Genomic DNA, 13,602 nt, shown 5'->3' with positions numbered 1-13,602 from the left:
GCACGTCATGTTCAACGAGCAAAGCCTCTACGACCAGCTGCAGCGCGGCTTCCCGCTGCTGCCCCGGCCCTACCAGGCGCTGGCTGCGAAAGCCGGACTGTGCGAGCACGCGCTGCTGAGCTTGCTGGCGCGCGATCTCGGCAGCGGGCGCATCAGCCGCGTCGGCGCCGTGTTCGCGCCGAACGTGATCGGCGTCAGCACGCTGGGCGCCTTGTCGGTGCCGGCGGCGCAACTGGACCGCGTGGCGGCGCGCGTCAGCGCCTGCGCGGCGGTCAGCCACAACTACGCGCGCAGCGGCCACCGGTACAACCTGTGGTTCGTCGCGGGCGCGCGCGAGCGCGGCATGCTCGATGCCACGCTGGCGTCGATCGGCGAGCTCACCGGCCAGGCGCCGCTGATCCTGCCGATGACGCGCGAATACCACATCGACCTGGGCTTTCCGCTGGCGCGCCAGCACGGTACCCGCCCGCGCCGGCCCGCCGGGCTGGCGGCGCCCGCTGCCGCCGTGGCGCTGGACGACGATGACTGGCGCCTGGTCGCGGCGCTGGAAGCGGGCCTGCCGCTGACGCCGCGCCCGTTCCATGCGCTGGCCACACAGGCGCGCCTGGGCGTACCGCAGGTGCTCGAGCGGCTGGCGCAATGGTCTGCGCAAGGCGTGATCCGGCGCCTGGGGGTGGTGCTGCGCCACGGGCGCTTCGGCTACCGCCACAACGCCATGTGCGTGTGGGACGTGCCCGACGGCCGTGTCGACGCCATCGGCACGCGGCTGGCGCGGCAGCCGCGCGTGACCCTGTGCTACCGCCGCGAGCGCCGGCTCCCTGACTGGCCCTACAACCTGTTCGCGATGATCCATGCCCGCAGCGCGCAGGACCTGCAGCCCGCGCTGGCCCGGATTCGCGCCGCCGCCGGCCTGGAGCAGGTGCCGGGCTCGGTGCTGGTCGGGACGCATTGCTACAAGCAGCGCGGCACGCGCTACGCCATCCAGGTGCCGGCATGAACGGCGCCGCCGCGTCGTGCGACGCCATCGATCCAGCCGATCGTCCCGAACCCCTCGATGCGCTCGATGCGCTCGATGCGCTCGACCGCCGCATCATCAACGCCCTGCAGCGCGGCCTGCCGCTGGTGCCGCGCCCGTACGCCGAAGCCGCCGCGGCGCTCGGCATCAACGAGGCCGTGCTGCTGGCGCGGCTGCGCGCGCTGCTTGCCGCCGGCGTGCTGACGCGCTTCGGTCCGCTGTACCAGGTGGACCGCGCCGGCGGCCGCTTCGTGCTGTGCGCCTGCCATGCGCCGGCCGCGCGGATGGAAGCCGTCATAGCCGCCATCAACGCCCACCCCGAGGTCGCGCACCACTACGCGCGCACGCATCACCTGAACCTGTGGTTCGTGGTGGCCGTCGCACGGCCGGAGCAGGTTGCGCCGGTGCTCGCGCGCATCGCCGCGGCGGCCGGGGTCGAGGTGTTGCCGTTTCCCAAGGAACGGGAGTTCTTCGTCAACCTCTATCTGCCCGCCTGATGCCAACCACTGCCGACGCCGCCGATCCCACTGACCTGGCGCTGATCCGCGCCACCCAGGCCGGCCTGCCGCTGGTATCGGCCCCGTACGCCGCGGTCGCCGCGGAACTGGGCCTGACCGAGGCGCAAGTGATCGCACGCCTGGCCGCGATGCAGGCGCGCGGCGTGCTGCGCCGCATCGCCGCCGTGCCCAACCACTACCGGATCGGCTGGCGCGCCAACGGCATGACCGTGTGGGACGTCGACGATGCCGACATCGATGGGCTGGGCGCGCGCGTCGGTGCCCTGCCTTTCGTCAGCCATTGCTATCGGCGACCGCGCCGCTTGCCGCACTGGCGCTACAACCTGTTCGCGATGGTCCACGCCCGCTCGCGCGAAGAGGCCGCGCCCCAGATCGCCGCGATCGCGGCACTGCTGGGCGACGCCTGCCGCGCGCACGACGTGCTGTGGTCCACCCGCGTGCTGAAGAAGACCGGGCTGCGGCTGCCGCCAGCCGGCCCCGGTCCAGATCCAAGCCCCGACCAATAGAAACCGATAGGAAGCCCCACCCATGTTCCGCCTGTCCCGCTTCATGGAAGCCCTGCGCGATGACGGCCCGGTGCCGCCTCCGCGCCAGCCCGCCGGCCCGGTGGTGATCTGGAACCTGATCCGCCGCTGCAACCTGAACTGCCGGCACTGCTACGCTACCTCGGCCGACACCGACTTCAAGGGCGAGCTCGATACCGCCGAAGCGCTGGACGTGCTGGGCCAGTTGCGCGCGGCGCGCGTGCCGGCGCTGATCCTGTCCGGCGGCGAGCCGCTGCTGCGGCCGGACCTGTACGAGATTGCCGGGCGCGCGCGCGCGCTCGGCTTCCACCTGTCGCTGTCGTCCAACGGCACGCTGCTCGATGCCGGCCACGCGGGGCGGCTGGCGGCGGCTGGCTTTGACTACGTCGGCGTCAGCCTCGACGGCCTGCCCGCCACGCATGACCGCTTCCGCCGCAGCGACGGCGCATTCGCGCGGGCGCTGGCAGGCCTGCGCACGGCACGCGCGGCCGGGCTGCGCGTGGGCGTGCGCATGACCCTGACCGAAGCGAACGCGGCACAGCTGCCCGAGCTGGTGGCGCTGGCCGAGCGCGAGGGCATCGACAAGTTCTACCTGTCGCACTTCAACTATGCCGGCCGCGCGCGCAGCCACCGCGCCGACGACGCCCGCCACGCCCGCACCCGCGCCGCGCTGGACTGGCTGTTCGACCACGTCTGGCAGCGCGCGCGCCAGGGGCATGCGGGCGACTTCGTCACCGGCAACAACGATGCCGACGGCGTGTACCTGCTGTACTGGATCGCCAGCCGCTTTCCGCATCGCGTCGCCGACATGCGCGAGCGGCTGGAGCGCTGGGGCGGCAACGCCACCGGCGTCGGCGTGGCCAATATCGACAACCTCGGCAATGTCCATCCCGACACGATGTGGTGGCACGTGACGCTGGGCAATGTGCGCCAGCGGCCGTTCGGCGAGATCTGGGCCGACCGCGCCGATCCGCTGATGGCCGGCCTGGCCAGCACGCCCCGTCCACTGCAGGGGCGCTGCGCGGGCTGCGCGCACCGCGTTATCTGCAATGGCAATACACGCGTGCGCGCCTTTGCGCTGACGGGCAACCCGTGGGCCGAGGACCCGGGCTGCTACCTGAGCGATGCCGAGATCGCGCACGCGCCAGGCGCGGAGGTCGCGGCATGACAGCGCTGATCCGATGGCTGGGCCTGCTTGCGTTCGCCTGGGTCGCGCAAGCCGCAACGGCGGCCGACCCGGCCGCGCTCTACGGCCAGCACTGCGCCGCCTGCCATGGCGCCGACCGGCTTGGCGCCATGGGGCCCGCACTGCTGCCGGAAAGCCTGGAGCGCCTGCGCGCCGGCGAGCTCGACGCGGTGCTGCGCCACGGCCGCGCCGCCACGCAGATGCCGGCGTTCGCGGGCACGCTGGCCGCGGCCGAGCTGCAGGCGCTGGCACGCTGGCTGCGCACCGCGCCCGCCGCCGCGCCGCAGTGGGACGACCAGGCCATCCGCGCCAGCCATATCGTCCACCACGCGCCCGGCAGCCTGCCGGCACGGCCGGTGTTCAGCGCCGACCCGCAGAACCTGTTCGTCGTGGTCGAGGCCGGCAGCCATCACATGACCGTGCTCGACGGCGACCGGCTGGCGCCGGTGCATCGCTTTGCCACGCGCTTCGCGCTGCATGGCGGGCCCAAATTCAGCCGCGACGGCCGCTATGTCTACATGGCCAGCCGCGACGGCTGGGTCAGCAAGTTCGACCTGTGGAACCTGGCGTATGTGGCCGAGATCCGGGTCGGCGTGAACACGCGCAACGTGGCCGTCAGCGATGACGGGCGCTGGGTCCTGGCCGGCAACACGTTGCCGCGCACGCTGGTGCTGTTGGATGCCGACGACCTGTCGCTGGCGCGGGTGATCGACGTCGCCGGGCGCAACGGCGAGCGTTCGCGCGTCTCCGCGGTCTACGATGCCGCGCCGCGCCACAGCTTTATCGCCGCGCTGAAGGACATCCCCGAGGTCTGGGAAATTCCGTATGCCGACGCCGCGGGCGCGCCGCTGCCGCATTCGGCGCTGCTGCAGCCGCGCGCGATCGAACTGGACGAGGTGCTCGACGACTTTTTCTTCGACCAGCCGTATCGCCATATCCTGGGCGGCTCGCGCCAGGGCGGCGGGCAGGTGATAGACCTGCAGCGCGGGCGCAAGGTGGCGTCGCTGGCGCTGGGCGGCATGCCGCACCTGGGCAGCGGCATCACCTGGCAGCGCGATGGCCGTGAAGTGATGGCCTCGCCCGACCTCGGCCAGGGGCGCATCACGGTGATCGACATGCAGGACTGGCACACCGTCGCCACCGTGCCGACCAACGGCCCGGGCTTCTTCCTGCGCAGCCACGAGCGCACGCCCTACGCCTGGGCCGACGCCATGATGAGCGCCCGGCGCGACACCCTGCAGGTCATCGACAAGCAAAGCCTGCGCGTGGTCGGCAGCGTCACCCCCAGCGCCGGCCGCACCGCCGCGCACGTCGAGTTCACGCGCGACGGGCGCTACGCGCTGGTCAGCCTGATGGAGCGCGACGGTGCCATCGTGGTGTATGACGCCGCCACGTTGCAGGAAGTCAGGCGCCTGCCGATGGACAAGCCCATCGGCAAGTACAACGTCTTCAACAAGACCACGCGCTCGGCCGGCACCAGCCACTGAGCGCGTGGCGAGATCCCATTGCAGGAGTCCAACATGCAAGCACCGCTGAAGCCCGGCAAGGTCTGGCTGATCGGCGTCGGCCCTGGCAGCCCGGACCTGGTCACGGTACGCGCCATGCGCGCGCTGGCTGCCGCGGAAGTCTGGCTGGTCGATGACCTGGTCTCGCCGGAAATGGCCAGCTATGCCAGCCCCGGCACCCACGTGGAGTGGGTCGGCAAGCGCGGCGGGCGCTGCTCGGTGAGCCAGCAGCGCATCCAGCAGCTGACGCTGCAGCATGCGCTGGCCGGCCGCGCGGTGGCGCGCGTCAAGGGCGGCGATCCGCTGCTGTTCGGGCGCGGCGGCGAAGAAGCCGCGTTCCTGCGCGGCCACGGGTTGCAGGTCGAGATCGTCAACGGCATCAGCAGCGGTATGGCCGCCGCGCAGGCGCTGGGCATTGCGCTGACGCATCGCGCGCACTGTCACGGCGTGACCTTCGTTACCGGCCATACCAGCGCCCACGGCTCGCCCGACTGGCACGCGCTGGCGCGCGGCGGCACCACGCTGGTGATCTACATGGGCATGAGCCGCATCGCCGCGATCCGCGACGGCCTGCTCGCCGCCGGCATGACGGCCGGCACGCCGGCGGCGGTGGTGATGCACGCCGGCAGCGAGCACGCGCGCAGCTGGACCGGATCGCTTGGCACGCTGGCGCAAGCGCTGGCGGCCGGGCTGGCAAGCCCGGCGGTGATCGTGGTGGGCGCGGTGGTCGGCGACGCGAACGCGCTGCTGCCGGTGCTGGAGAGCGACCCCGCATTTCCGGCCGAAGCCGCCACGCTGTGCACTGCAGCGCACCAGGCGGCGGGATGAGCGGACGCGGGGCGCTGAGGAATCCCGCGGACCGATAGCGGTCCAACGCATCAGGACCGCAACCGCTCACGCGCCATCGCCGATCATGCAACGTCTGCTTATCATCCTGGGCTGCCTGCTGGTGGCCGCCGGCGCCGCCTGGCCCTGGCTGTCGAAGCTGCCGCTGGGGCGGCTGCCCGGGGATATCCATGTGGTGCGCGACGGCTTCAGCTTTTACTTTCCGATCACCACGTGCATCGTGGTGTCAGTGGTCGTCTCCATCGTGATCTGGATCCTGCGGCGCTAGGCGCCGGCCGGCGCCGCGTCGGTGCGGAACACCGCCACCGCACGCTGCATCTGCAGGGCCTGCTCCTGCAATGACTGCGCCGCGGCCGCGGCCTGCTCGACCAGCGCGGCGTTCTGCTGCGTGACCTGGTCCATCTGCGCCATCGCCTGGTTGACCTGACCGATGCCGGTGCTCTGCTCGCGCGAGGCCTGGCTGATGTCATCCATCATCGCCGCGACCCGGCCGATGGCGGCGACGGTGCCTGCCATGGTCGCTGCGACATCGAGCGCCAACGTATTGCCCGCGGCCACGCGCTCGCCGGATTGCGAGATCAGCAAGCGGATCTCCTTGGCCGCGGCGCCGGCGCGCTGCGCCAGCCCGCGAACTTCGCTGGCCACCACCGCAAAGCCGCGGCCGGCCTCGCCCGCGCGCGCCGCTTCCACTGCCGCGTTCAGCGCCAGGATATTGGTCTGGAAGGCAATGCCGTCGATCACCGCGATGATGTCGGCGATGCGCCGCGAATCGGCGTCGATCGCCTGCATGGTCTGCTGCATGCGGCCGACCGCGTCGCCGCCGGCGCGCGCCGCTGCCGACGCCTCGCGCGCCAGCGCGCTGGCCTGCCCGGCGTTGCCGGCATTCTGCTGCACGGTCGCGGTCAGCTGTTCCATGCTGGCCGCGGTCTGCTCGAGCGACGCCGCCTGTTCCTCGGTGCGCTGCGACAGGTCGATATTGCCTTGCGCGATATCGGCGGACGCGGCCAGCACGTTGTGCGCGCCGGCCTTGGTGTCGCCGATCAGCGCGCGCCAGCCCGCGGCCAGCGCCAGCAGGTGCCGCTTGATCTCGCTCAGCTCGTCGCGCCCGCGCACCGCAAGCCCCACGGTCAGGTCGCCGGCATTGATGCGCGCGACCATCGCGGCGACCTCGCGCACGTCGGCGCGCATGGCCCGGCTGAAGCCGATGAACAGGTAGAGCGCGGCGCTTACCGTCACCAGCGCAATGCCGGCCAGCCAGGCAAATTGCCGGGCCTGCGCCGCGGCACGCTGCGCCAGCATCCCGGCGGCGATCGCGGCGAATTCGCGGCTGGCTTCCGCCACGCCTTCGATGGCGGCGGTGGCTTCGTCGAAATAGGCCCTGGCCTCGATATCGATGCCGGCCGCGCCCAGCATGCGCACCTGCAGCGTGCGATGGAAACGGTCCATCGCGTCCAGCCGCGCCAGCGCGGCATCGATGCGCGTGCGGTAAGCGGGTGCGGCCTTGCCGACGCGAGCGATGTCGCGCCGTATCGCGTCCAGCCCTGCGCGGATCTGCTCGGCCAGCGCGCCCAGTCCTGCCTGCTGCGCGGCATCCGCATAGCCGCCCTGTGCAATGATGCCCGCGCCGCGGCCGCGCGCCAGCGCGCTCTGTTCGGCCAGTTGCGGCATCGGGCCCGTCAGCAGGCTGACCAGGTAGTACGAGCCGGCCTCGCTGTCCAGCGCCAGGCGCGAGCGCTCGACGACGTCGGCGATATACGCCTGCGTCTGCCGCACCAGCGCGCTGTGGCGCTCGAACAGCGGCCCCGCCGCGGTGTCCAGGCCAGGCCGGCGCACTTGCTGCCAGTCCTGCTCCAGCTGGCGCATGCCGGCCGCGAGTTCAAAGCCGGGATTCTGCGCGATGCTGCGCGCCAGTGCGGTAAGGTTGGCCGCCGCCTTTTCGTCCGCCCGGTCGAAGGTGGCGCGGAAGGCGGCATTGCCCGACAGCACCGCATGCGCGGCGCCACGCCGGACCTGGGTCTCGCGCATGAAGTCGAGCGCGTGCCCGACCACCGCCAGCCCGCGGACTTCCTGGCTGGTGATGCTGCGCGCTTGCGTCGCGTCGCGCAGCGCCACGGACAGCGCGCCGACCAGGGGCACCAAGAACAGCACGGCAATCAGTGCCAGCTTGCGGCGGATATTCAGGCGCGCCATCAGGCGCTCGGCGGGAAGGAACAGGGCGGGCATGGATCGTCGCAGAGGGGGCCAGGTTTCCCCCTGCTATCGGCCCGGTTTGGCGGTGCTGAAGCGCAGATGTCCGGGTTTTTGACGATGCGCAAATGCGGTGCGACAAAAGCGCTGAAGTAGGGCAAACCGCGCGCAACTCAGGGGCATGGCGCCCTGTTTGCGGGCCGCCTTGCCGCCATCGCCGCTCCGCTCAGAGCTGCGCGCCGATCAGCGAGGCCAGGCGGTCGCGCAGTCGCTCCCGCCATGGGCGGTTGACCCACGCCTCATAGGTTATCGGGCGCGACAGCTTCAGGTCTTCCTCGAAGATCCGGGTCTGCTGCGCGGCAAACGCCGCGTCGAGGATATTGAGCGTGGCCTCGTCATTGAGGCGGAACGAGCGGTTGTCGAAGTTGGTGGAGCCGACCGAGACCAGCAGGTCGTCGACGATCAGCACCTTGCAGTGGTACATGGTCGGCGCGTACTCGGCAATCAGTGCGCCGGCCTTCAGCAGTTCGCCCCAGCGGGCGCGCGACGCCGAGCGCACGGTTTCCGAGTCGATATGTTCGCCCGGCACGATCACCCGCACCCTCACGCCTCGTGCCAGCGCCGCCAGCAACGCCTTCTCGGTCAGTTCGTCCGGCACGAAATACGCTGCCGACAGGTCGATGGTGCGCGCCGCCGCGGTGATCGCCAGGTGGTACATCAGCGCCATGCTCTCGCTGCCGCCCGTCGGCGAGCTGCTGAACATCTGCGCCCGGCCATTGCCGACCGGCGCCAGTTCGGGAAAGTAGTCGGGGCCGTGCGGCACCGCGCCGCTGACCTTGATCCAGTTGTCCAGGAACACCGACTGCATCTGGCCGACCACCGGGCCTTCCACCTCGAAATGCGTATCGCGCCAGTGCTCGGGGTCCTGCGCATGGCCGGTCCACTCCGGCGCGATGCCGACGCCGCCGGTAAAGCCGATGCGGCCATCGACCACCAGCACCTTGCGGTGGGTGCGGTTGTTGAGCTTGCCGATGGTGTACCAGCGCACCGGATGGTAGCGGCGCACATCCACGCCGGCACTCGTCATCAGCGCGAGCGCCGTCTTGTCGATCTTGGAACTGCCGACCGCGTCCAGCAACACCTTGACGCTCACGCCGGCCCTGGCGCGCTCGGCCAGTGCCTGTGCGAAATCATGGCCGATATCGCCCGACCAGTAGATATACGACTCGAAGTTGATGGTCTTCTGCGCGGCGCGGATCGCGCCCAGCATCGCCGGAAAGATCTCGTCGCCGTTACGGAGCACGCGGTAGCGGTTGCCGTCGACCACGGGCGGGCCCAGCAACACCCCCAGCTCGCGCGCAAACTGCGGATCTTCCAGGCTGTAGACGCGGTCGAGGCGTCGCTCGATGCGCTTCTCGCCGCCGACCAGGTTGTAGGCGACGATGCCGGCCAGGGCAAGCAACACGATGGCGGCGGCAAACGCGAACATGCGGCCCCTAGTTCGAAACCTGGGAAAGACGCGGCGGATCACGCAGGCACCATGAGGTCGGGGCGCGGGGTTGCCCGCGGCGGAGGTAATGGCCGATACAGGATAGGCGTTATCGGCGCGCTTGTGTCATCCCGCGCGGCACGCGCGCCCGTTCGACCATGCCGGCGGCCGGGATCGCTTGCCGCATGGCGTCGGCGAACAGGCGCAGCCTGGCTGGATAGAAGCGCGCATGCGGATAGACCAGGTAGATCGGCAGCGGGTCGGCCCGCCATTGCGGCAGCAGGTGCAACAGCCTGCCGCTGGCAATGTCGTCGGCAAAGATCCACGACGAGCCCACCGCGACGCCCAGCCCGAGCCGGGCCGCCGCATGCAGCGCGTACAGGCTGTCGGTGCTCATGCGCGGCGCGAAGGCCAGGCCCTGGCGCGCCTGCGTCTGCCGGTGCTGCAGCACGATCTCGTTGCGGTAGAACGTGCGCAGCGCCAGCCAGGGCAGGCTTTCCAGGTCTTGCGGGCGGCGCGGCAGCGGCTTGCCGTCGAACAGCGACGGCGCGGCAATGACCGCGCGCGGCACTTCCGCCAGGCGCACGGCCACCAGGCCGGGTTCATGCACCTCGCCCACATGGATCGCGCAATCGATCGCTTCGGCGATGAAATCCGGGGTCCGGTCGTGCAGCAGCCATTCCACCGCGACCTGCGGATATTGCCGCAGGTAGTCCGCCAGCGGACCCACCAGCACCTCCTGCCCGAACGCGTGCGGCACCACCACGCGCAGCGTGCCGCTTGGGGCGCGGCCCACGCCGCGCACGTCGGCCTCGAAGCGGGCCCAGTCGGCCACCAGTTCGCGCGCGCGCTCGTAGCAGCGCGCGCCGTCCTCGGTCAGCTTCATCGCATGGGTGGAACGCTGCAGCAGGCGCACGCCCAGCAGCCGCTCCAGCGTCTGCAGGCGTCGGCTGATGGTGGGCTGGGTGGTCTGCAGCTGCGCGGCGGCCAGCGACAGGCTGCCGGCCTCGACGATGCGCACGAAGGTCTGCATCAGGTCGATCCGGTCGGCGCCGGGCGCGCCGCGGGCGGCGGCGGGGGCGGCGCTCGGGTTAGTGGCTCGCTGGCCTTTCATACGCGTCTCGTATAGCCATTGTTCACCCCGCACGTCTACCAGAATCGGCGCGCGTGGACAACACTTCGGGCCATCCCAACCGCTTTGCGAACCGCGCAAACCCGCCATGTCCCCTGCTCCCGCAACCTGCCCCGCCGCCACGCTGGCCGACCCTGCCGTGCCAGGGCGCCTGGTGCTGCTGCTCGCCACCGGCGCCGGCCTGGCGGTGGCTTCGCTGTACTACAGCCAGCCCATGCTCGGCGTGATGGCCCCCGACCTGCACGCCAGCGACGCCACCGCCGGCGCCATCCCCACCCTGACGCAGCTCGGCTATGCGCTGGGCATCCTGCTGCTGGCGCCGCTGGGCGACCGCTATGACCGCCGCCATATCATCGTGGCCAAGGCGGTGGCGCTGGTCGGCGCGCTGCTGCTGGCAGGCCTGGCGCCGGGCATCGGCATGCTGCTGGCGTCGAGCCTGGTGGTGGGCCTGTCCGCGACGCTGGCGCAGGACATCGTGCCGGCCGCGGCGACGCTGGCCCCGGCCGCGCAGCGTGGCAAGGTGGTCGGCACCGTGATGACCGGGCTGCTGCTGGGCATCCTGCTGTCGCGGGTGGTCAGCGGCTTCGTCGCCGCGCACTTCGGCTGGCGCGCGATGTTCGTGCTGGCGGCGGCCAGCATGGCGGCGGTGGCGCTGGTGGCACGGCGCCAGCTGCCGCGCTTTAGCCCGGCCACGACGCTGCCGTATCTCGCCCTGCTGGCCTCGCTGGCGGCACTGTGGCGCGAGCATGGTGCGCTGCGCCGCGCGGCGCTGGCGCAGGGGCTGCTATCGGTGGGCTTCAGCGCGTTCTGGTCGACGCTGGCGGTGATGCTGCATGGCGCGCCGTTCCACCTGGGCAGCGAGGCCGCCGGCGCGTTCGGTCTGGCCGGGGCCGCGGGCGCGCTGGGCGCCCCGCTGGCCGGCCGCCTGGCCGACCGCGGCGGTCCGGAACGGGTGACCCGCGCGGGCGCGGCGCTGGCGGCGCTGTCGTTCGCCGCCATGCTGCTGACCCCGCTGCTGGCGCCGCAGGCGCAGCTGTGGCTGATCGGCGCCAGCGCCATCGGCTTCGACCTGGGCGTGCAGGTGGCGCTGGTGGCGCACCAGACCATCGTCTATGGCATCGACCCGGGCGCGCGCAGCCGCCTGAATGCCGTGCTGTTCGTCTGCATGTTCACCGGCATGGCCGCCGGCGCGGCCCTCGGCAGCCTGGTGCTGGCGCGCTTCGGCTGGACCGGCGTGGCCGCGCTCGCCACCGGCGCGGCGCTGTGCGCACTGGCGGTGCGGCTGCTGCCGAAGCGCGCAGCGCAGTAAGCCGCAACCAGCCCTATGCCGCGGGCGCGTCCCCTTCCCCGGGCGTGCCCGCCTCATCGCCCTGCGCCGGCGCCAGCGGCACCGCCACCGTCAGCGCCGTGCCGCCAGGCGCCGAGCGGATCTGCAGCCAGCCGCCGATCGCCGCGGCGCGCACCTGCATATTGCGCAGCCCGCGCCCGCCGCGCGTGGCTTCGGCAGCGAAGCCGCGGCCGTCGTCGGCCAGCGTGATGCGGATCGCCTGCGCGTCGGCCTGGGCGGTCACGGTCAGCGTGCGCGCCGCCGCGTGCTGCAGCACGTTGGTGATGCCTTCCAGCAGCAGGTATTGCAGCTCCTGCACCTTGCGCGCGGAGAAATGCGGCAGCGCCGGCAGGCGTTCGACTTCCCAGCGGATCTCCAGCCCGGCATCGGCGATGCGCGGCCCCAGCCGGTAGCGCAGGTTGCCCAGCACCGCGGCCAGGTCGCCGCCGGTGTCCTGCATCGCATCGATGGAAAGCTTGAGCGAATCCAGCGCATGCCGCACCTGCGTGGCCACCTCCGGCCCGCTCGCCTTGCCCGACTCCAGCATCGACAAGGTCGTGACCAGCTGGCTGCCCAGCCCGTCGTGCATGTCGCGCAGGATGCGCCCGCGCTCGCGCAGCGCGGTTTCCTCGGCGGCAATCTTCTGCGTGCGCGCAAAGGCCGCGCGCAGCTGCGCCTCGCGCTGCGCGACGCGCTCGGTCAGCACCTGGTTGGCGTTCTGCAGGCTCTGCACCGCGCTGGTGTAGCGTTCCACCAGCATCCACGCCATCACCACGCTGAACGGCACCGAGACGTAGCGGGTCATCGAATGGACCCAGTAATAGTCGCCGGTCAGCCAGACCTTGATCCAGTCCGCCAGGAACAGCACCGCCGACACGCCGACGGTGACAGCCAGCAGCGTCGCCTCGCGGCTGGGCCGGCGCAACGCGCCCCACACCATCGCGCCGGCCACGGTCAGGATGATGCCGACCTTGACCAGCCAGCTCAGCGGGAACACCAGCGGATGGCTGGAGATGGCAGCCAGCGGCGCAAGCACCGGCAGCGCCAGCCACAGGTAGGCGTTGAGGGTGCGATGCAGCCAGCGCCACGGCACCCGGATCACCAGCAGGCAGAACCTGGCGATGGCGCCCAGGAACACTTCGCGCGCGGCGGCGACGATATAGCCGCGCAGTTCCGCCGGGATGGCGAGGTCATCGACGAAGTAGTCGAGCAGGCGCACGCTCCAGGCAACCTCGGCCAGCCCGTACAGTCCGAACAGCGGATCGCGCTGGCGCCACCAGATCAGCAGCGCCAGGCCGCCCAGCACGACGCTGAGCACCGCCGCGATCAGCGGGCCGACCACGCGCAGCAGGAAGGCCCGCTCATACTGCGCGCGCACCTCGGCGGCCGGGCCCACCGTCACCGGCAGCAGGCCCGAGCGCGCATAGGCGCGCGCGGCCACGGTGATGCGCAGCAGGTTGCCGTGCGTGTTCGCCAGTTCGGGCGGCACCGCCACGTAATAGGGACGCTTGGCCAGGGCCGACGCCGGCGCGTCCAGGCGCCCGCCGGCGGCGAGCAGCACGCCGTTGAGGCGCACCTCGTAGCTGCCGCCGGCCCATGGCACGAATAGCCCGCCGGGGGCCGCCGCGGGCCAGTTGCGGTCGAAGCGCAGTTCGTAGACCACGGTGCCGGACTTGCCCGGCATCACCCGGTCCCAGTAGTCGGGCAGCGTCAGCGCGCGCGCCGGCAGCACGGTGCCGTCGGCGAGCGTGGCCGAGCGCGTGGCCGCCGCCAGCGCCATGGTGTCCGCCGCCGCCATGCCGGGCAGCAGCAGGCCGGCCCACGCCAGCAGCAGGGCAAGCGCGGTGCGCAGCAATGGCGGCCCGGACGGCAT

General features: G+C 71.7%; 12 protein-coding genes. 8 read left to right on the top strand and 4 right to left on the bottom strand.

From position 1 onward, the window contains the following. Nucleotides 1-7: 7 nt before the first annotated feature. The 7 genes from ahbB (FHX60_RS20905) to FHX60_RS20875 all read left to right on the top strand — a co-directional run bounded on the left by ahbB (FHX60_RS20905) (nt 8) and on the right by FHX60_RS20875 (nt 5,862). Entirely contained in the window at nt 8-997 is a 990-nt protein-coding gene (gene ahbB / locus FHX60_RS20905; RefSeq protein WP_183284479.1) for a siroheme decarboxylase subunit beta, read from the top strand. Then, on the top strand, nt 994-1,512 hold the full coding sequence (locus FHX60_RS20900; protein WP_221210088.1) for an AsnC family transcriptional regulator: 519 nt from the start codon (nt 994-996) through the stop codon (nt 1,510-1,512). The genes ahbB (FHX60_RS20905) and FHX60_RS20900 overlap by 4 nt, the downstream gene beginning before the upstream one ends. Beyond that, on the top strand, nt 1,512-2,039 hold the full coding sequence (ahbB, locus tag FHX60_RS20895; protein WP_183284478.1) for a siroheme decarboxylase subunit beta: 528 nt from the start codon (nt 1,512-1,514) through the stop codon (nt 2,037-2,039). The genes FHX60_RS20900 and ahbB (FHX60_RS20895) overlap by 1 nt, the downstream gene beginning before the upstream one ends. Before the next feature lie 22 nt (nt 2,040-2,061). Next, the gene (gene nirJ / locus FHX60_RS20890; RefSeq protein WP_183284477.1) at nt 2,062-3,225 is read left to right on the top strand and encodes a heme d1 biosynthesis radical SAM protein NirJ; all 1,164 of its coding nucleotides are present in this window, start codon (nt 2,062-2,064) and stop codon (nt 3,223-3,225) included. After that, the gene (locus tag FHX60_RS20885) at nt 3,222-4,730 is read left to right on the top strand and encodes a cytochrome D1 domain-containing protein (protein WP_183284476.1); all 1,509 of its coding nucleotides are present in this window, start codon (nt 3,222-3,224) and stop codon (nt 4,728-4,730) included. The genes nirJ and FHX60_RS20885 overlap by 4 nt, the downstream gene beginning before the upstream one ends. A 33-nt stretch (nt 4,731-4,763) precedes the next feature. Next, nucleotides 4,764-5,576, top strand: coding sequence for a uroporphyrinogen-III C-methyltransferase (gene cobA, locus FHX60_RS20880; protein ID WP_260164316.1), 813 nt, complete (start codon nt 4,764-4,766; stop codon nt 5,574-5,576). An 85-nt stretch (nt 5,577-5,661) separates the two neighbouring features. After that, complete coding sequence (locus FHX60_RS20875; protein ID WP_112775831.1) at nt 5,662-5,862, top strand: DUF2905 domain-containing protein; 201 nt, start codon at nt 5,662-5,664, stop codon at nt 5,860-5,862. Here the strand turns inward: FHX60_RS20875 and FHX60_RS20870 are convergent. The 3 genes from FHX60_RS20870 to FHX60_RS20860 form a co-directional block, all read right to left on the bottom strand. Continuing rightward, a complete protein-coding gene (locus FHX60_RS20870; protein ID WP_183284475.1) occupies nt 5,859-7,817 on the bottom strand; it encodes a methyl-accepting chemotaxis protein in 1,959 nt (652 codons plus the stop codon). The two genes, FHX60_RS20875 and FHX60_RS20870, sit on opposite strands and share 4 nt — an antisense overlap. 190 nt (nt 7,818-8,007) lie before the next feature. Beyond that, nucleotides 8,008-9,270, bottom strand: a complete 1,263-nt coding sequence (locus tag FHX60_RS20865) for a phospholipase D-like domain-containing protein (RefSeq protein WP_112775829.1) — start codon at nt 9,268-9,270, stop codon at nt 8,008-8,010. Between the two features lie 109 nt (nt 9,271-9,379). Further along, on the bottom strand, nt 9,380-10,384 hold the full coding sequence (locus FHX60_RS20860) for a LysR family transcriptional regulator (RefSeq protein WP_183284474.1): 1,005 nt from the start codon (nt 10,382-10,384) through the stop codon (nt 9,380-9,382). Nucleotides 10,385-10,490: 106 nt separating this feature from the next. Here FHX60_RS20860 and FHX60_RS20855 point away from each other — a divergent pair, with 106 nt between their 5' ends. Then, nucleotides 10,491-11,711, top strand: coding sequence for an MFS transporter (locus FHX60_RS20855; RefSeq protein ID WP_183284473.1), 1,221 nt, complete (start codon nt 10,491-10,493; stop codon nt 11,709-11,711). Between the two features lie 13 nt (nt 11,712-11,724). Here FHX60_RS20855 and FHX60_RS20850 read toward each other — a convergent pair whose 3' ends face one another. Continuing rightward, nucleotides 11,725-13,602, bottom strand: a complete 1,878-nt coding sequence (locus FHX60_RS20850; RefSeq protein ID WP_183284472.1) for a sensor histidine kinase — start codon at nt 13,600-13,602, stop codon at nt 11,725-11,727.

This window comes from Cupriavidus alkaliphilus (assembly GCF_014191175.1).
Taxonomy (GTDB): Bacteria; Pseudomonadota; Gammaproteobacteria; order Burkholderiales; family Burkholderiaceae; genus Cupriavidus; species Cupriavidus alkaliphilus.
The sequence above is the reverse complement of the archived record's forward strand: the minus strand, read 5'-3'. Positions and strand labels throughout refer to the sequence as shown.

What these genes read in the sequence shown, in the direction of transcription:
- ahbB (WP_183284479.1), top strand. Translation starts at nt 8, where the DNA reads ATGTTCAACGAGCAAAGCCTCTACGACCAGCTGCAGCGCGGCTTCCCG.
- FHX60_RS20900 (WP_221210088.1), top strand. Translation starts at nt 994, where the DNA reads ATGAACGGCGCCGCCGCGTCGTGCGACGCCATCGATCCAGCCGATCGT.
- ahbB (WP_183284478.1), top strand. Translation starts at nt 1,512, where the DNA reads ATGCCAACCACTGCCGACGCCGCCGATCCCACTGACCTGGCGCTGATC.
- nirJ (WP_183284477.1), top strand. Translation starts at nt 2,062, where the DNA reads ATGTTCCGCCTGTCCCGCTTCATGGAAGCCCTGCGCGATGACGGCCCG.
- FHX60_RS20885 (WP_183284476.1), top strand. Translation starts at nt 3,222, where the DNA reads ATGACAGCGCTGATCCGATGGCTGGGCCTGCTTGCGTTCGCCTGGGTC.
- cobA (WP_260164316.1), top strand. Translation starts at nt 4,764, where the DNA reads ATGCAAGCACCGCTGAAGCCCGGCAAGGTCTGGCTGATCGGCGTCGGC.
- FHX60_RS20875 (WP_112775831.1), top strand. Translation starts at nt 5,662, where the DNA reads ATGCAACGTCTGCTTATCATCCTGGGCTGCCTGCTGGTGGCCGCCGGC.
- FHX60_RS20870 (WP_183284475.1), bottom strand. Translation starts at nt 7,817, where the DNA reads ATGCCCGCCCTGTTCCTTCCCGCCGAGCGCCTGATGGCGCGCCTGAAT.
- FHX60_RS20865 (WP_112775829.1), bottom strand. Translation starts at nt 9,270, where the DNA reads ATGTTCGCGTTTGCCGCCGCCATCGTGTTGCTTGCCCTGGCCGGCATC.
- FHX60_RS20860 (WP_183284474.1), bottom strand. Translation starts at nt 10,384, where the DNA reads ATGAAAGGCCAGCGAGCCACTAACCCGAGCGCCGCCCCCGCCGCCGCC.
- FHX60_RS20855 (WP_183284473.1), top strand. Translation starts at nt 10,491, where the DNA reads ATGTCCCCTGCTCCCGCAACCTGCCCCGCCGCCACGCTGGCCGACCCT.
- FHX60_RS20850 (WP_183284472.1), bottom strand. Translation starts at nt 13,602, where the DNA reads ATGCCGTCCGGGCCGCCATTGCTGCGCACCGCGCTTGCCCTGCTGCTG.